This is a genomic window from Colwellia sp. M166, from assembly GCF_024585285.1.
Lineage (GTDB): Bacteria > Pseudomonadota > Gammaproteobacteria > Enterobacterales > Alteromonadaceae > Cognaticolwellia.
Genome location: NZ_CP040755.1, coordinates 3,451,428 through 3,469,997 on the forward strand (window position 1 = coordinate 3,451,428; position 18,570 = coordinate 3,469,997).

The 18,570-nt window shown below is 40.5% G+C and carries 15 protein-coding genes and 4 pseudogenes; 16 read left to right on the forward strand and 3 right to left on the reverse strand.

All coding sequences use genetic code 11. The annotated features are described in order from the left end of the window. The first annotated feature begins 11 nt into the window (after nucleotides 1–11). The 15 genes and pseudogenes from FGD67_RS21940 to FGD67_RS15630 all read left to right on the forward strand — a co-directional run bounded on the left by FGD67_RS21940 (nucleotide 12) and on the right by FGD67_RS15630 (nucleotide 15,265). Complete coding sequence (locus FGD67_RS21940) at nucleotides 12–212, forward strand: DUF4158 domain-containing protein (RefSeq protein ID WP_373567887.1); 201 nt, start codon at nucleotides 12–14, stop codon at nucleotides 210–212. Then, a complete protein-coding gene (locus FGD67_RS15565; protein ID WP_257172021.1) occupies nucleotides 205–774 on the forward strand; it encodes a DUF4158 domain-containing protein in 570 nt (189 codons plus the stop codon). The genes FGD67_RS21940 and FGD67_RS15565 overlap by 8 nt, the downstream gene beginning before the upstream one ends. Before the next feature lie 128 nt (nucleotides 775–902). Next, nucleotides 903–2,303, forward strand: coding sequence for a Tn3 family transposase (locus FGD67_RS15570; protein WP_257172022.1), 1,401 nt, complete (start codon nucleotides 903–905; stop codon nucleotides 2,301–2,303). 154 nt (nucleotides 2,304–2,457) lie between these two features. Beyond that, a complete protein-coding gene (locus tag FGD67_RS15575) occupies nucleotides 2,458–3,885 on the forward strand; it encodes a site-specific integrase (protein ID WP_257172023.1) in 1,428 nt (475 codons plus the stop codon). Continuing rightward, entirely contained in the window at nucleotides 3,872–4,732 is an 861-nt protein-coding gene (locus FGD67_RS15580) for a hypothetical protein (RefSeq protein WP_257172024.1), read from the forward strand. The genes FGD67_RS15575 and FGD67_RS15580 overlap by 14 nt, the downstream gene beginning before the upstream one ends. A gap of 52 nt (nucleotides 4,733–4,784) precedes the next feature. Beyond that, nucleotides 4,785–5,822, forward strand: a complete 1,038-nt coding sequence (locus FGD67_RS15585; RefSeq protein ID WP_257172025.1) for a hypothetical protein — start codon at nucleotides 4,785–4,787, stop codon at nucleotides 5,820–5,822. Nucleotides 5,823–6,107: 285 nt separating this feature from the next. After that, on the forward strand, nucleotides 6,108–7,766 hold the full coding sequence (locus FGD67_RS15590) for a hypothetical protein (RefSeq protein ID WP_257172026.1): 1,659 nt from the start codon (nucleotides 6,108–6,110) through the stop codon (nucleotides 7,764–7,766). 23 nt (nucleotides 7,767–7,789) lie between these two features. Beyond that, nucleotides 7,790–8,155, forward strand: a complete 366-nt coding sequence (locus tag FGD67_RS15595; protein WP_257172027.1) for a hypothetical protein — start codon at nucleotides 7,790–7,792, stop codon at nucleotides 8,153–8,155. 788 nt (nucleotides 8,156–8,943) lie between these two features. Then, on the forward strand, nucleotides 8,944–9,150 hold the full coding sequence (locus FGD67_RS15600) for a helix-turn-helix transcriptional regulator (protein WP_257172028.1): 207 nt from the start codon (nucleotides 8,944–8,946) through the stop codon (nucleotides 9,148–9,150). Nucleotides 9,151–9,386: 236 nt separating this feature from the next. Further along, nucleotides 9,387–9,710: pseudogene (locus FGD67_RS15605) on the forward strand (transposase); the annotation flags it as partial. 214 nt (nucleotides 9,711–9,924) lie between these two features. Next, nucleotides 9,925–11,470: pseudogene (gene istA, locus FGD67_RS15610) on the forward strand (IS21 family transposase). Nucleotides 11,471–11,498: 28 nt separating this feature from the next. Then, a complete protein-coding gene (gene istB / locus FGD67_RS15615; protein ID WP_257172029.1) occupies nucleotides 11,499–12,263 on the forward strand; it encodes an IS21-like element ISShfr5 family helper ATPase IstB in 765 nt (254 codons plus the stop codon). A 73-nt stretch (nucleotides 12,264–12,336) separates the two neighbouring features. Further along, nucleotides 12,337–13,461, forward strand: a pseudogene (locus FGD67_RS15620) (IS1182 family transposase); the annotation flags it as partial. 391 nt (nucleotides 13,462–13,852) lie between these two features. Beyond that, a pseudogene (locus FGD67_RS15625) lies at nucleotides 13,853–14,566 on the forward strand (Tn3 family transposase); the annotation flags it as partial. Nucleotides 14,567–14,920: 354 nt separating this feature from the next. Beyond that, nucleotides 14,921–15,265, forward strand: coding sequence for a response regulator (locus tag FGD67_RS15630; protein ID WP_257172030.1), 345 nt, complete (start codon nucleotides 14,921–14,923; stop codon nucleotides 15,263–15,265). Nucleotides 15,266–15,329: 64 nt separating this feature from the next. Here the strand turns inward: FGD67_RS15630 and FGD67_RS15635 are convergent, their stop codons facing one another. Genes FGD67_RS15635 through FGD67_RS15645 form a run of 3 tightly spaced genes read right to left on the reverse strand, consistent with a single transcriptional unit; the run spans nucleotide 15,330 to nucleotide 18,053 of the window. Further along, complete coding sequence (locus FGD67_RS15635; RefSeq protein ID WP_257172031.1) at nucleotides 15,330–16,619, reverse strand: ISL3-like element ISPpu12 family transposase; 1,290 nt, start codon at nucleotides 16,617–16,619, stop codon at nucleotides 15,330–15,332. A gap of 21 nt (nucleotides 16,620–16,640) precedes the next feature. Further along, on the reverse strand, nucleotides 16,641–17,153 hold the full coding sequence (lspA, locus tag FGD67_RS15640) for a signal peptidase II (RefSeq protein ID WP_008740521.1): 513 nt from the start codon (nucleotides 17,151–17,153) through the stop codon (nucleotides 16,641–16,643). A gap of 3 nt (nucleotides 17,154–17,156) precedes the next feature. Continuing rightward, entirely contained in the window at nucleotides 17,157–18,053 is an 897-nt protein-coding gene (locus FGD67_RS15645) for a cation transporter (RefSeq protein WP_257172032.1), read from the reverse strand. A 95-nt stretch (nucleotides 18,054–18,148) separates the two neighbouring features. Here FGD67_RS15645 and cadR point away from each other — a divergent pair, with 95 nt between their 5' ends. Continuing rightward, entirely contained in the window at nucleotides 18,149–18,556 is a 408-nt protein-coding gene (gene cadR / locus FGD67_RS15650) for a Cd(II)/Pb(II)-responsive transcriptional regulator (RefSeq protein ID WP_004364961.1), read from the forward strand. Nucleotides 18,557–18,570 lie beyond the last annotated feature (14 nt).

An 18,570-nucleotide genomic window follows, 5' to 3' on the forward strand; every position in this document is an offset into this window, starting at 1 on the left:
AACGTATTCAAATACTTACATCGTCTGAAATAAACGAACTTTACGCTCTTCCTAACTTTAATCATACAGACAGAGAAGACTATTTTTCATTGGATAGTGAAACCCAAAAACTGGTTAATGAGCTAAGGCGATTAGAAACCCGAGTATATTTTATCCTGCTATTAGGCTACTTTAGATCACGCCCTATTATTTTTAACTTTTCATTTGAATGACGTTGTTGTTGACCTTGATTATGTCAAAACTAAATATTTCAATGGCAAAGATATGATGTTGGCTGACTTACCTCGAACAACAAAAACAAAGTTGTTCAAAAAGCTACTTAACTATACTGGCTTTTCAAATTATCATAGTAAAGTAGATAAAGAACTACTTCTTAAAAGACTTAATAATGTCGTAAAAATAAACTTAGAGCCTAGGTATGTTTTCGATGAATGTATTGCTTATTTTGGTCAAAACAGAATAGCGCTTGCTGGTTATACAACACTACAAGACACTATCTCAACCGTTTTATCAAATGAACGAAGCCGTATTGAGCATATTCTCAATGAAAATTTAACTCAATCCACAAAAGCCATATTACTTAAATTACTTGAATCAAATAGTACCTTTACTGACCTAGCTAAATTGAAAAGAATGGCTAAAGATTTTTCGGCTAGTCAAATAGCACAAGAGTTGAAGACACATAAAACTATACGTTTACTTTACCCTGAAATTAAAGTGCTATTGCTGAACTCAAATTATCCCCCAAAAACCTTGAATACTACGCGTCATTAGTTAAACACAAGACAGTTTATAAACTCAGAAGACATGCAGACAGCCAAACTATTTTATACCTCGTTTGCTATTTGTTTTTCAGGTACCGAGAAACTAACGATAACCTTGTAGCCGCTTTTATTTACTTAGTGAGAAAGCTAACCGAATCAGCTAAAGTTTATGCCAAACAACGTATTGTCGAAGATGTAAATATTGTTAGAACTAAATTAAAATCTGCGGGTAGTTTATTAAAGTATTTCATCGATACCGATATGGATGATAATTTAAGCTTTGGAGATGTCCGTAAAAAAGCTTTTGAGCTTATTCCAGCCAATAGCATTAAACTGTTAAGTGATCATTTAGATAATAACGACTTTGATGGCCGTCAGTACGAATGGCAATTCATCGATAAACAATCCAGTAAAATTAAAAAGCTTATCCGATCACTTTTTATGTCTATTGATATTGAATTCATTCATCTTAAAGACGAATTGCGTGAACAATACATCAAGGCTCACGAAGAATTAACCGCATTCAAAACAATAAAAACAATTAATCTCGATGTGGTATCTAAAAGTGAACGTGAATATATTGAAGGTGATAATACCAAGTTAATTGCTAATCGCTTTGAGTATTTCCTTTACCGTAAAGCCGAGCAGCTATTTCATAGCAATAACTTAACAGTTAGAGAAAGCGTTAATAATCGTAGTTTAACGTCAGATTTAATTCAACCTAAAGAATGGAAGCACAAGGCTGAAATCATTGAAAATACTGGCCTTGATAAGTTAATTACGCCCATTAATCAAACGCTAGCCGATAAGAGCCAACAATTAGAAATTAAGCTGAAGAAAGCAAGTGAACATATTTTTAGTGGCGATAATAAGTACGTTGAGTTTATTCCTGGTAAGGCCGAACTTAAGTGGTCAATTCCTAACAGCCGTTGGCAACAAACCATTGAAAATCCGCTTTATAATCAAATTCAACATATGGGTATTGTTGAACTAATGCTATTTGTCGATCAAAAAACAGATTACTTAAATTCGTTTACCCATATATCAGCATCAAAAGAAAAGTCACCGGTAGATAAAGAAGATCTCATTGCTTGTATTTTGGCAAACGGCACGAATTACGGCTTATATAAAATGGCGAATATCTCTGACCGTTCAATGGGGAAATTACGCAGTGTAGATGATAGTTATATTCGATATGAAACGCTGACTCAATCGAATGATAATATTTCTAATGCTATCGCAACCTTGCCTATATTTGCTTACTACCATGTGGACGATAACCAGCTATTTTCAAGTATTGACGGTCAAAAATTTGAGTGCCGAATTAATACTTTTAAAGCGCGTTATTCATCTAAATACTTTTCAAAAGGCAAAGGGGTTTCTGCACTCACATTGGTTTCAAATCATGTGCCAGTAAGTACGCAAGTGATTGGTGCTAATGAGTACGAAGGTCACTTTGCTTTCGATTTGCTTTACAATAATTCATCAGACATACAGCCAAATACTTTATCGACCGATACGCATGTACTGTATATATAACTGTCATATTTCACAGATGTATATATATTGAAATACGGACATTTTTTCCTGTAAAAACATTCGTTTTGAGTTACCTTAGCTTTCTATTTATTTAAATCACTATTCATAATCCAAATTTTAATTTTTTCATTTACATCTAAAAATGGAGAACTAAATGCCTAAAGCAAAGTTTGAAGTTATAACTCACTTAAAATTATTTGAGCCTACTAGTCATGTTATTGATGGTGACGTGATTTCTAATACTTGCCTCAAAACTAAAGAACCGTTTAAGTATCAAATTCAGCAAGATGATGATTTTAGTTTAGATCATTATAATCACTTCCCTATGATACTTAACTTAGATGGAAGCCTTTGGGAGCAAGCTAATTTATTTTTACTCGATAGTTTAAAATCGGTGAAACGTGTTTCGCGAAAAACTCTAGAGTCTAAATCTGTTGATCTAGTTATGTTCAGAAGATGGCTAGACACTGAAGAAGTTGATTATTTAGCTGTCCCAAAGCGAATAATGGCAAGACCAACCTATCGATTCTGTGCATACCTTCATGAATTAATCAGAAATGGTCAAATAAAATCTAGTACAGCTAAACGTCGAATGGGTACAGTACAAACATTCTACCGGTGGTTAAAGAGTTGCGGAGGCGTAACTTTTGAGTATCCATTATGGAGAGAAAAAGAAATTTTTATTAGTTTTAAAGACCATAAAGGTTTCTCACAGAGTAAAAAACAAATATCCACTGATTTGTCTTTTAAACAAATTAATAACAACTCTGATTTCGGTGAGTACATACAAGATGGGGGGAAATTAAGGCCACTTTCCACAGATGAGCAATATCAGTTAGTTGAGGCATTAAGAAATATTGCTAATTCAGAAATGACTTTATCATTTATGCTTGCTTTAACGACCGGTGCAAGGCTTCAAACGGTTTTCACATTAAGATATTGTCATTTTGAAGCTAAAATACCTGATAGTTTAGAGAACATGAGAATAAATACTGGAAACGGTACCTTAATTGATACGAAATACGGAAAGAATATTGTTCTGCATATCCCTTCGTGGCTATATCGGCGTATTCAGTTATATCTTGGCTCAAGTCGTGCCATAACAAGGAAGAAGATATCAAAATTGGTTTATGAATTTGATAATCATCAATACGCATTTTTGACTAAAAGCGGACGATCTTATTATATGGCTAATACAGATCCATTTTTATCTCTGTATCGTCATCCCCCTCGAGGAATATCTGTAAACGCATTTATACGACAGCAACTTTTACCCGAACTCATTAGCAAAGGTCACATATTTAGCATTAGATTTCATGATCTCAGAGCCACTTTTGGTATGAATTTGCTTGAAGATAAAATTAAATCTACTAGTAATAATTCTATTATGGGGAGAGAGTTATTGAGTGGAGATGCTTTGTGGTCAGCTCTAATGGTCGTTCAAAAAAGATTGGGCCATTCAAGTATTACCACAACTGAACGATATCTGACATTTCGAAAAGACTTCTCAATTGCACTTACCGTTCAATCTGAGTTTGAAAAATACCTTATGCAAGTGGGTGACAATTATGGAGGAAAATAATACCTGCTGGAAAGAACGTAAAACTATCGTATTCGAACTCGAAAATATCCCACTTAATTTTGATGATAATACTTATCCCGCTGACTATTCACAGTTACAGATAAAGGTACCTTGGCAAGTAAAATACTTAGATGTCGGTTCCTGGTGTTTTACGAAGAGAAAGCCAAAACATACTAATTCAAATCATGCGGACCATGCTATAAGCCTAGTTGATGTCAGTTCATTCAATAAGTGCCGTATTAAAGCGATTAAAGGCTTTGTCGAATATTTACATAGCCGATATAGCACAGGTATAAGTCCACAAACCTTATCGCGTCATACAAGTAGCTTTAACCAATTTTTAGTTTGGTGTGATTTAAATCAACAAGAAAATGTATTGAACTCAATAATGAGAGCTAGGGAAAGTTTGTCTGAATATATTCTTGCTCTTTTTCACTTAGTACGAAGTAGTCAACTCAACGTAAACACCGCAGGTCGTTATCAGAACCATGTAATAGAAATACTAAAGTTTATTTTTGATGACGATGAAGGGAGTATTAGTGCAGGATTGCGTCTTGTCAGAAAAAGTGAGGCGGCATCAAACGCAACCCCCGTCCCTGTTTATTCAGAAGCTCGTCAGTCTATTGAACTATATTTGAGTATTTTTAACCAAATAACTGATTTTGTTCTTAGTTTTGGGAAATACCCATTTCAATTAACTTTACCTAAAGAAAATCTGTGGGTATTTCCAATAGTCCGTCCAATGGCCACTGCATCTAAATTAAGAATGCGTAGTGAATGGACCAGAGGTTTTTGGTCATGGGATTATGAAAATGGTTGTCTATCTAAAGTAGAAAACATTATATAAAGCACTACAGTGGGGATAAAAAACAAAAAAAAAAGATGCTGCTAGATATATTATGAAATCATCTCAAAAAGTTCTAGCTGAAGCTAATGAACACAACAATCATTACTATCGAAGACGCCTAGCTTCCCTTGCAAGTGAAGCTTTTACCATGTTATTCATATCTAATACGGCGATGAATTTAGCACAATTGATAATGTTAGATTGGTCTGACGATTATAATGTTGGAAAAGAACATCAAGGATATCGCACGATCAAACTTCGAGCGGGAAAAAAAACACAACATTTTATTGTTACCAGCTCATTTTTACCACTCTTTAGAAAGTATTTGAAACTCCGAGAATACTTACTTGTGGAAGATAGCTCACTCCTATTCTTTGGTTTTGATGCTTCAATTTTAAATCACAAGCCACTATCAAAAGGATTCTCTACCAATTTCAATAAAAAATTAAGAAATAATATAGGTATCGAAATACCGACAATAACTGCGCGAGAATGGAGAGCTCACAAAGCCGACTGGTTAGTCACTAATACAGATCCTAAAACCACGGCTATGATGTTACAAAATAGCGAGCGTACAGTGTTAAAGCATTACACAACAGGGTCAGAAATTGAAAGCGCAGACGAAATGTCAAAATTCTACGATAGCCTTTCTACCATTCAATTTAATACTTCTAGCGCTAAAAAAGCTCAGTATACAGCTGTTCCCGTAGGTCATTGTCAACGATACCAATCCCCACAGCCCATTAGCGCTAAAAATAATATTTTACCTGACTGTTCAACACCTCCTGGTTGCTTACATTGTTCCCACTATAGAATAATTGCAGATGAAGAAGACATAAGGAAATTAGTTAGCTTTCGCTTTATCTCTATTGAGTCTCGTCAACTTGCAAGCAGTGAAACACATTTTGAAAACTATTTTGGCGAAATACTTGTCCGTATTGATGAAATATTAATGCTTCTCAGAAATCAAAGTGAAAAACTAAAATGGCTTGTTGATAGAGTATGCTCTGAAGTGTCTGAGCAAGAAATACTCTCTCCTTATTGGGGTAGAAAATATCAATTTCTCATTAATCTGGAGCTAATCAAATGAATGAATCTTATCAATTAATTTATGAATCGAGATTTGAAACTGCCATTGATCAAACTAAACCGGACGATTTCCAACTTAACTCTGGGAATATAACTTACCCCTCTAAAAAATTTGTGATATCACGAAGTAGTGGCGGGCTAGTGTTATCAACCTATGGTGACGCAACACATTGGGATTTAACCCCTTACCGTACCGCTGCGTCACAAGATACAAAATTGTTTTGGAATAACATCCCATATCAAACGGTAGATGAAGCAAAATGGCTTACTTTTATAATGATATATCTTGTTTCAAACGGGGCGTTCAGGAGCTCTTACAGTTGGAACTATATATAATTATCACAAGGTAATTAAAAAACTGTGTCATTACGCCAATGAAAAAAGTATTAGTATCACTGAGGTTTTAGCATCAGAACAAAATGTCACCAAATTTATAAACTCTAAAGTTAACAGCAGCAGTATATTGATTTACTTTACCGCTTTTTTAGGGCATTTATTAGAACTAGGTGAAACGCAAACAGGTGTTCCTACATTAGGGTTAAAAGCAATCACTGATATTCGAGCGCTACGAGAATCTATTCAAGATTCAAAACAACACCCCGTCATACCTCCTCGTATATTTAGCGGTTTTTTATCTGAGCTTTGGTCATTGATATTTTCCTTTAAAAAAATCCAAGTATCACTAATATCACTTGTTGAAAAGTGTGTTGAGAATAAAAGATATGGACGGAGGCAAGTCCTCAAAAATATTGACATATACGGCATTGAACTCAATTTTGCAGAAGCCGTCGAATTTCATGGATTAACCAGTGAACTTGATAGTTTGGGGATCACAAGGGTTACTAATCTTCATGGTTATATTTTAGCAATTCAAGATGCAGGCAGGTATTTATTACATACTTATTCAGGCATGAGATATAGTGAATTGCTTAGCTTAATGTTGAATTGTTTATCCATAGAGAAATCAAAACATGGAAAAATAGTTCGACTGTTAGGAAAAACAAGTAAACTTGTTGGTCAAAGGAAAACAGCAGCTTGGATCACATCAAAAGAAAGTGAAACCATTGTTGAAGTACTGCAATCTATCGCAAAACTTGTAACCTTCGGTCATGACTTTACTGCCGAAGAGCTAATTCTATTTCCATCTCCAAGCTATTTAGGGTTTGTTGGTTCAAAAAGAAATTCAACAGCTTGTTTGCCACACGGACATTCAAGTTCAACGTTATGGCGTTTTATTAATATTAAAGAAATTGAAATTAATAATGATGACCTTAACTTCCTTGAAATAGTTGATGACTCTCGAGCGTGGAGAATGGAAGAACAATTTAAAATTGGAGAAAGGTGGTCTTTTTCTTCTCACCAATTTAGGCGAACGCTTGCGTACTATTGCCGCCAAAGTGGACTAGTAAAACTCTCAACATTAAAAAGACAACTCAAGCATATCACTCGTGAAATGTCTTTATATTATGCTCAAGGAAACGAATATAGTGAGCTTTTTGATACCAATGAACACTTTTACAAAGAATATGATAGAAGCCGACCTGAAGTAGATACGCTTGCGTACGTGTTGGAATTATTATTATCTGAAGAAACTTTATACGGGAGTCATGGTAATCATATTGAAAGATTTAATAAACCAAAGAGTGAACAGGAAAAAATAAAAATTTTGAGCAATCGAGGCGATATCGTTAAAAAATTTAAAAATGGTGAAATAGCTTATCAAGAGACAGCGTTAGGGGCATGTACCACTACTTCTCCTTGCAACAAGAAACTACTTGGTCATATATCAGCTTGCATAAAGTGTACTGATGCTGTTTTAAAACCATCAAAAGTACAAAACGTAATGAACTATCAAAGTAAATTCGTAGAGTCATTAGATCAAAATAGCATTGAATACAGAACTGAAAAAAATGGAACTAGAAGCACTATTATTACAACAAAATAAAATGGTTAAAAGAGGATGACTTAATGGGAGCCCTAGAAAACTATATATCAGCTTTAGAGCGATTAAAGAATAATACACCGGTCATTTTACCCAAAGGAACTCGTATATCCAAAGATACAGTTGCATTGGAAGCTGGGCGTAAACGTAGTTCAATCAAGAAATCTCGTCCTCAGTTTGAAAACTTAATAGCAGAAATTGAATTAGCCTCGTCAATTCAAAGTAAACCTACAGAGCATTCCAAGGATAACTTAGATAAAATAAAGTCCGAAAAAGCTCATTATCGAGCACTTTACCATGAATCATTAAATCGAGAACTAATGTTGGTAAAACGACTGGCTGAATTGGAAAAACAACTAAGGTTGATGCCTGTTAACCAGTTTCAACTTTGACGCATGTGATAAATTATCAATTACTGACCAATATCACTTGGATTCGTTATAGAAACTTAAACGCGATCTGACACTTAAGGGTTAGAGGTTCAAATCTAACCTGACAGTCGCAAAAGCCACCAAAGCAGTCATAGACACTTTAAATAAAAGAGGCTGTTGAGACGATCAAATAGTCATACCATTCTTATGCAGCAGGCTAACTTTTGATAATAATCTTCATTCATACTTATTGATACCTAAAGGTTACCATTGACAACTTAGGGTATCACAAGTAACCTACAGGTATCATTTTTGTGTTAATGGAATAAATCAATGAATACTCAAATCATATCGACAGCAATAAACGAACAGATTTTCTTAAAAAGAAATTCACTATTAGGGATATTTGTAGGGTTAATGTTTATATCTTCTCCCTTATACAAATTACTTGAGCCTTTTATTACTCTATATGATTGGTTATACATAACCTTAGGTCTATTAAGTATAGTTTTAGGTATATCTATTGTTTTTACATTATTTAAAACAATAAAATCAATGGGAAATATGGATAGATATACAATATGGTATAGTCATTTTAATGATGAGTATTTTAATCATATTAACAATAAAGGGTTTAAATATTCATTCAATACTTCCTGTGCTTTCCTTGTGTTTTTTTTTTTCTGTTTTCGGTCATCACTTTCAAAGCTTTTTAGTTAATCTATCCTTTAGTGACTTTGCTGAGTTTACACTTGGGCTGTCATTTATCAGTTATAGCTTACCAATATTACTTCTATTACGAGGCGAAGATGAATAGTCAATTAGATAATAATATTGCGAAATTACGGAGTAAAAGGAAGGTTTCTCAACAGCAACTTGCTGACTTAATTGGCGTGTCTAGAAAAACAATTAGTACAGTCGAAACAGGTCGTTTTACTCCATCAGTTGTTATTGCTCTAAAACTTGCTAGGTATTTCGAAGTTCCTGTAGAGTCAATATTCGCATTAGATGAATAAATAAAGTCCAATAATTTTATTTATGCTTTTAACTTGTAGTTATAAGTTGAAAAAGTAGATTTCAACACGATTCAGCTAACGACTGCTTTGAGCCCAGGCTGTGTGAAAACTCAGTTTTGATCACCTTTTGGACTAAGTAAACAATTGATATGATCAATCGGTCTTAGCAGGGGATCCAAGTCAACGAGTGGATTTAGTATAATAAAGCGGTAAGTCAAAGCAGGAGATTACCGCCAATGTCTCATCACATAAAAGGCCAATCCAGAACTCAATCTACCCTGTTCCCAGAGGCATTAGATGACTTTGTTACCGATGAAAACCCTGTCAGAGTCATTGATGCATTTGTTGATAGTGTAGACTTAGCTTCATTAGGGTTTAAAAAAGTCAAAACCAAAGCAACAGGCCGCCCATGTTATCATCCAGGTACGATGCTCAAACTCTATATTTATGGTTATTTGAATCGTATCCAATCATCTCGTCGATTAGAAAAAGAAACCCACCGCAATGTTGAATTAATGTGGCTACTAGGGCGCTTAACTCCCGATTTTAAAACCATTGCATATTCTCATGCATCGCGATCACCTAATACCATCTAAGCCGATCACTTAATACTATCCATCGCGATCACTCAATACCATCGATGCAGATCACTTTTTGGTCAAAATGGTATTGAGTGATCGGCTTGAATGGTATCGTTCAATTTATACTCATTTTTGTCTATCCAGTAGGTGTTTCTAACCGTTATTCTTTTCATTTTTGATGATGAGAATAACCATGCCAACGGCACCTATTTCAATGCGTAAACTTAAAGAGATTTTAAGACTAAAATACGACTGTAAACTCAGTCATCGAAAGATAGCAAACAGCTTATCTATTTCACCTTCAATTGTTTCTAAATATGCCTGTAAATCAGCAGAGTTAGGTATCACTTGCTGGCCGCTTGATGAAAAATGGGATGATCATTCTCTGCAACGAGCATTCTTCAAAACAAAGCCCCGACTAAAAGGCTTTAGTATTCCTGACTGGTTGTTAGTTCAGCAGGAGCTGCGACCCAAAACCATGACGCTATTGCTGCTTTGGCAAGAATACAAAGAGCGACACGAGGAAGGATTTTACAGTTACACCCACTTCTGCCGACAGTACAAGGCATGGCTTAAATGTCAAAAACCGTCCATGCGACAAAACCATAAAGCAGGTGAAAAACTGTTTGTTGATTACTGCGGCCCAACTATGAATATTGTTGATGCTAGTACAGGTGAATACCGTACAGCTCAAGTGTTTGTCGCAGTTATGGGCGCATCTAATTATACGTATGCGGAGGCAACGTATAGCCAAAAGCTAGAAGATTGGGTGATGAGTCATGCTCGCTGTTTTGAGTTTCTTGGTGGTGTGCCAGAGCTGGTAATCCCTGACAACTTAAAAAGTGCGGTAACTAAACCTTGTCGATATGAGCCTGATTTAAATCCAACCTACCAACAATTGGCGACACATTATGATACGGTCATTGTGCCTGCTAGACCTTATAAGCCCAAGGATAAAGCCAAAGCAGAAGTGGGTGTGCAAATTGTCGAACGCTGGATAATGGCACGGCTTCGCAATGAAAGCTTCTTTAGCTTGCGCCAATTAAACCCTAAAGATACAAAAACTGCTTGTCGACTTAAACCAGCGGAAAATGAAGAAGCACCCTGGTTCAAGGCTCAGTCAGTTTGAATCCATTGATAAACCTGCTCTCAAACCACTACCCACACAGGCTTACAGTTACACCTTAGTCAAACAAGTAAGCGTGCATATTGATTATCATGTCGAAGTTGAAAAACACTACTACTCAGTACCTCATACCTTGATCAAACAAAAGCTTGAAGCCCATGCCACAGGTCAACTGGTGACACTTTACCATCAGGGTGTTCAAGTAGCCGTTCACCCAAGATCACACCGAGAAGGTGCACACACCACGCTTGATCTACATATGCCAATAGCTCATCAAAAGCAGCAGCAATGGTCACCACAACGGTTCGAACGTTGGGCAGCTAAGTTCGGTGGTTCAACGGAGCAGTTTGTTATGCAATTGATGCAAGCTAAAAAGCATCCAGAGCAAAGCTACCGTGCTTGTATGGGGTTATTAAGCCTAGGTAAGAAGTTTACTGACCAACGTCTTGAAGCAGCCTGTCATCGCGCATTAGCCACAGGTGTTACTCGCGTAAAACAAGTAAAAAACATTTTAGAAAAGGGCTTGGATAAGCAACCCTTGCCACAAGCTCAAGGTGATTTACTACAAGATATTGATCATAAAAATATCCGCGGCAACAACTATTACCATTAATCAAAACTAACAAACCAAAGGAAATCTTATGCAAAATATCAATCAACAAGTCAATAACCAGTTAAGTAACTTAAAGCTAAGCGGTATACGTGATGCACTATTGCAGCAATATGAGCAACCCAATCTCTACGTTGAACAAAGCTTCGAAGAGCGACTAAGCTTATTGCTTGACCATGAAATAACTCAGCGTGATCAGCGTAAAATTGACCGCCTAACTCGACAAGCAAAGTTCAGAGTTGGCGGTACGCTTGCTCAACTCAACTATGGCGCAGCACGACAACTAGATAAAACTCAGATCCGTTCATTAGCACAAGGTGAATGGCTACGCCTTCACCAAAACATTTTGATCACGGGAGCAACGGGGTGTGGCAAAACTTACCTCGCTTGTGCTCTTGGTCAAAACCACTGCCAACAAGGGAGTAGCGTTTATTATTTTAGGCTTAAAGAGCTATTAGAAAAGATGTTCTTAGCGCAAGCCGATGGTAGTTATCGAAAACTGATCAACAAGCTTAGCTCTGCCAATTTACTGATCCTAGATGATTGGGGATTAGAGCCATTAACAGCTCAACAACGCAGTGATTTACTGGAATTAATTGATGCGAGATATGACACAAAATCGACCTTAATTGCCAGCCAATTACCGATAGAAAATTGGTATGAAATGATCGGAGAATCGACACATGCTGATGCGATCCTAGATCGGCTTGTTCACGGAGCAATAAAGTTGGAATTAAAAGGCGAATCGATGCGAAAAAAACTAAATTCCTTGACTGATGGCGATCACTCAAGTTAGATTTTACTAAGGTCTACTGGCAGACAAAAAAGTGATCGGCTTGAATAGTATTGACCGATCGGCTTCATGATATTACGCAACCATCGCAGACTTTAGAAAAGACAACAGCACAGGCATTAAGAATACCTGTCGTCAGTTTATCCAGCTATGCCGTGAAATGAATATGTTTACCAATGTGATAGTTGCCATTGATGGTAGTAAGTTCAAAGCGGTGAACAGTAAAAAAAAGACCTACACGCCCAAAAAAGCAAAGGACTTAATTGCTCGATTCGACGCGAGTGTTGCTCACTATTTAGCGATTTTAGCGGATAAAGATAAGCAGGAATATTCTGATGAAGATGTCACTGTCATGCATGAGAAAGTGGTATGGATGAAGAAGAGGCTTGCTGAATTAGCCGATATTGAAAGAAAAGTGAATGAGCATCCTGACAAGCAATTATCACTTACCGACCCTGACTCAAGGCTCATGAAAACGAGCAACATGGTGCGACAAGTTTGCTACAACGTACAATCCGCCGTAGATAGCCAACATCACTTAATCATTAGCCATGAAGTTACGCAAACAACAGATAGAGGAAAACTCCATTTAGTCGCCAGTCAAGTACAAGAAGCGCTTGAAACCACTAATATTACCTTTGTGGCAGACAAAGGTTATTACAGCAGAGTTGATATTAAAAACGTGCTCGATACAGGCGCTGAAATGCTGGTACCTAAAGGAGACACGTCGGGCGCTGCAAAAGCCGGGATATTCAACAAAAATCTATTCAAGTATGACAAGGAAAAAGACGAATACACTTGCCCTGCGGGGAATATATTGCCTTATCGTCGTAATGCCATGGAAGATGGTTTAAAGCTAAGGGTTTATGTAAACCATATCGCTTGCCGAGATTGTGCAATTCGCGCTAAGTGTACTCGTTCACGTAAAGAGCCAAGGAAAATGCGACGTTGGGAGCATGAAAATGAAATTGATGCCATGCACCAACGGCTCAAGGAAGCGACCGACACACCGCTTATTCGCAAGCAAACGGTAGAGCATCCGTTTGGCACCATAAAGATGTGGATGGGCGCGACTCATTATTTAACGAAGCGTTTAAAAAATGTAAGTACAGAGACTAACCTACACGTACTTGCTTATAATTTGAAACGAATGATGTCTATTAAAGGCACTATTGGTTTGATGAAGTTAATCAGGCAATAGTTGGTCTAATTTGGTCTAAAAACTTCGCGATTAGTGACACAAACACGAATATAAACGTAATCACTCTAAAGGGTTCCCCATCACGTTAGTCATCGTAAATAACCTAAAATTCTTGTAAAAGTAGCTATTATTAACACCAGAACAAAGATCGTGCGCGAACAGCACAGTTTTTGATGAGTTTTCACACAGCCTGAGCCTGAAGCTGCCTGTCAGATTTAGTTAAAACCTGATACTTGGAATCGTAAGATAATATCTGAACTACTAATTATTAGATATGGACATTACACTCACTATAGTCCGTATTTTTTAGTCTAAATACGGACACATATCTATTTTGTAACTCTTTGATTTTATGAAAGTATGCATGTCCGTATTCCTAAATATTTACAGTACGCATGGTGTTAATCATGTTAATTATGCCTTATTGGATTTATGCGGTTATAGTTTTGCGCCTAGGTATGCTCAGTTCACCAGTGTGATCAATGACCTATTTAACGTAACTGAAAGCGACGACGGAAACACGCATCTGGCGCTGAAAAAGCCGATAAAAATGAATGTGATTGAAGAAGGCTGGCAGGATATTCAGCGTATTGTGTTATCCCTTCAAGAAAAACGCACAACACAGGCATTGCTAGTACGCAAATTATCTGGTTATCCATCTAGACACCCTATATTACAAGCATTAACGGAATATAATAGGCTCATCAAAGCCCAATATTTACTTGATTATATTGATGATGCAAGTCTGCGCCAATATGTTCAACGAGCACTGAACCGAGGCGAAGCCTGGCATTTCCTCAGGCGAGCTATTGCATCGGTCAATCGTGACCAGTTCCGTGGAAAAAACGAATCAGAAATAGTCGTCTGGAACGAGTGTGCCCGTTTGACGGCAAATGCTATTATCTACTTTAACTCGATGATCCTAAGTCATCTATTACTGCACTTTGAAGAAGTTGGTGACGAGGAAAAAGCAGCAATAACTCGACAAGTATCACCCGTTGCATGGCAGAACATTAATCTGAGCGGCACTTATCAGTTCGCTAGTAACCGCAAACTACCTGATTTACAGGAAATAACTAGGCCTATTGTTGAAAATGAAGTCTAAAATGAAAGGTAACCCAGCTCCACAAGCCATTAACTGCGAGGGTTGTGGCGATTTATGTTACTTTAGAGGGGAAAATCCCTAGAACCCCTATATAGCAGGCTGTATTGATGAAGACCTACTCCAGGAATCAATGGAGGTCATGCTTAATACTGTATCTGCCAACTGTGAGTCTGGGTATCAACTCGACATCGATGTTTTGATCCGGTACGTCCAGGATGGAATGACGCTTGAAACCTTCAACTTGCTGGTGCTCAACCTCAATCGAGAGTTGAGCACGCAGTTTCAGAAAGGCGGTGGTTCATATGGCTTCGTTATGAACTATAACCATGCCACTGTCCATTGATGGAAGTGAATATGGCCAAGAAAACCATCTTAGTCATTGACGACAACGAAATGATCATCAAGGCATTTCGGGCGTTATTGGGCGAAGATCGCTTTGAAGTTTACGGGGCCGAAAATGGTGCTTTGGGTATTAAAGAGTATGTCAGAGTTAAGCCGGATCTTGTTATCACCGATATGGAAATGCCGGTGATGTCTGGGGATAAGGTCATTGCGAGAATCAAGGCAGAGTGCCCGTTTCAGACAGTACTTGCGATGTCTTCACGATCATCGAATGAAAAGAAAGCCATTAACGCTGGCGCTACCCGGTTTTTTAAGAAGCCAGTCATGCCAGAAGATGTGATTCCTTACATTCAATGAAAAATCGGGTATACGGATTTAATGGTTGATGGGGCACCTTCACCCCATCAATCTGATACCACCCTCAGATGGTTGATAGATCGACTCCGTAGTTGAGTTCCTCTGCGAAGTCCGGCAGTCCGTAACCGATGGTTTTCTTGTAGAAAGGAGAGACCTTCGCAGTCGGTGCCTTCTTCTTGTGCTTCGTGGTGTGGAGCATTCGTGCCCGCATCACCTCGAAGGAGTAACCGCGTCCTTCACGGTTCTTGTCCTTGGCCAGTCGGTTGATGGACTCCGTGTAAGCGTTGGTGACGGGCATGTCCGTCTCGAAGTAGGTCATGGTCTCTTCGCGCCAGTTTCCCACTGCCCTGACCAGATCGCTCCAGACTTCCTTTTGGCCCTTCGGGATGGTGGCTATCCACTCGTCCAGGGCGGCTTCTGCCTGGAGCCGTGTGGTGGCGTCCCAGATGCCGTAGAAGCGCTCCTTGTGCTCGTAGGCGGCCAGCAGTTGCGGGAACGCGCCTGTCCAGGTCTCCATGATGAGGCGCTCCCGGTCTGAGACTTCGTGAGCGCGTTTCAGCAGGATTTTCCGGTCTCCCTTGAGAGTCCGGCTCTGGGACGGTTTCAGCTCCTTTCTGAGGCCCTTGCGCACTCTCTCTAGGGCATCGTTGGCCATGCGCACCACATGGAACTTATCGACCACGATACGGGCCTGGGGCAGCACAGCCTTGACCGCTGCCCGGTAGGGGTTCCACATGTCCATGCTGACGATCTCGACCTTCTGCCGGTCTTTCAGCTTCATCAGGTAGTTGGTCACCACGTCCTGGCGGCGGGTGGCCAGCAGGTCGAGCAGGGTTCGCTCCTCAATGTTGGTCAGAATGCAGCGGTAGCGCTTGTTCAGGTATAGCTCGTCAATGCCCAGGATGCGGGGCGTCTCGAAGCGGTGCCAGCGCCCCAGGAACTCGGCGCGGGCGTTGAAGATGTCGCGCACCGTCTTCTCGTCCAGGCCGGTCTGTGCCGCCACAAAGGTGTAGGGGTGGTTGAAGGATTCCTTCTCCACGTACTCATGCAGCCGCAGTGTCATACGGAATCCGTCCACCATCTCCGGTAGCTGGGGCCTGAATGTTGTCTTGCAGGCCCGGCAGGTGTATCGGCGGCGGACCACCCAGAGAGTGACCCGCTTGCCGTGGATGGGCAGATCACGATAGGGAACGTCACGCTTGCCGAACCGTACGAACTCACCCTGCACGCCGCATTCCTCGCAGGCGATGGGATCGGGCACGTCCACCTGGAAGTGCATTTCGTCGTCGGTTGATTTGCAGCCCAGTACTTGGTATTGCGGCAGGTGAAGGATGTTGTCGGGAAGTTCGGTCATGGTGTTGTATAGGCGTAGGTGTCAGTCAGATCCATCCGGCTCGGCATTGGTGTTTGCTTTTTTACCCAACAAGCTGCTGGAAACGAAAAGTAAGGCACCGAGGACAATTGCAATATCAGCCAGGTTGAAGGCCGGCCAATGCCAGTCTCGCCAATAGAAATCAAAGGAATCCACAACATAGCCGCGAAAGACCCGGTCAATCAGGTTGCCCATGGCGCCACCGAGGATAAGACTGTAAGCGATGGCTTCTCCTTTATGACGATTTTCAAGGATCAGCTTGATCAGAAAAATCGAGACCACTACCGCGATTCCGATAAATAAGTAGCGCTGCCAGCCTCCACCATTCGCAAAAAGACTGAATGCGGCACCGGTGTTCCATAGGTGCACCCAGTTAAAGAACGGGGTCACCGAAACATACTCGCCATAGGCCATTGATTGCTGCACCAGCCACTTTACAGCCTGATCAGACGCTGCCAGCAGGCCCGATATGGACAATAGGGCATACGGCGAGAGCTTTTTGCCAATAATGAGCATTATTTAACCCTTCAACGCCAAAATGCGTCTGGCACCGTTAAGTACAATGCCCCCCGCGATGGTGCCGATAATCAGATCCGGATAATTGGAACCGGACCACGCGACCAGGGCGCCGGCGGTGATGACCCCCAGGTTGATCACCACGTCGTTGGCCGAGAATATCCAGCTTGCCTTCATGTGCGCCCCGCCTTCCCGATGTTTGGATATGAGCAGCAGACAACTGGTATTGGCAATCAATGCGACGAATGCGATAGCCATCATCACCAGCGATTCAGGCTCACTACCGAATACAAAGCGTCTCACCACCTCTACGAGCACGCCCACAGCCAAGATCAGTTGCAGTACACCAGCAAGATGCGCGGCACGTACCTGCATTTTCACGCTATGTCCAACCGCATAAAGGGCAAGCCCGTACACCGCCGCATCGGCAAAATTGTCCAGGGATTCTCCAATCAGGCCGGTGGACTGGGCGATCAGACCGGCAGTCATTTCCACCACGAACAGAAGTGCATTGATGCCGAGCAACCAGCGCAGGGTCCCGGATTCTTGCTTAGCAGAAGCTGCCGAAAACTCGGCGGCCTTGATGGTCTCCGGATTTGCAGCGACGGTTTCCTGAAGCGAGGCGCCTAGCCCCAAGGTCTTCAGTTTCGAGGTGACGGGCTCGACCTCGCCGTCATGCACGACCTTCAGCCGGCGGTTCGACAAGTCGAAGGACAGCGCCCGAATCTCCTCAAAGCCGTTCAGGGCTAGGCGAATCATTCGTTCTTCTGATGGACAGTCCATCTTCGGCACGGCATAAACACTGACCCATCTCCCTGGCGCCTCGGAGGAGGCCTGTATATCGGTATCCGCTGCGGACGTTGCATCACCGCCACAGGCGCCACCACAGGATTTGCTCATGATACGACTCCACTTGAACAATGTTGTGGTACCATTTAAAACTATAAAGCTACTATAAGGTCAATAGAGTAAAGAATCCGTTGGGGAGGAGGCTGATGCGCATTGGTCAGTTGGCGCAGTTGGTAGGGGTCGAAACACAGACGATCCGCTTCTATGAACAGCAGGGCTTGTTGCCGCCGCCTGATCGGCAGGACAACGGTTACCGTGTCTATACCGAGAAGCATGGTGAGGGGCTGGCCTTCATCCGTCGCTGCAGAATCCTGGGCCTGTCACTGGCTGAGATTCACGAACTACAGAGCTATCAGGACGACCCTCATCAGCCTTGTACCGCCGTCAACGCCTTGCTCGATGATCACATCTCTCATGTGCGGTCGCAGATAACCGCTCTGCAAGCGCTTGAGAAACAACTCGTTTCACTGAGAGCGAGTTGCAACGATGACCGGGAAGTTGAGGCGTGTGGGGTTCTTGCTGGAATTAGCGAAGGAAACATGCACCAGCAGTAGGTGAAGCATCAACC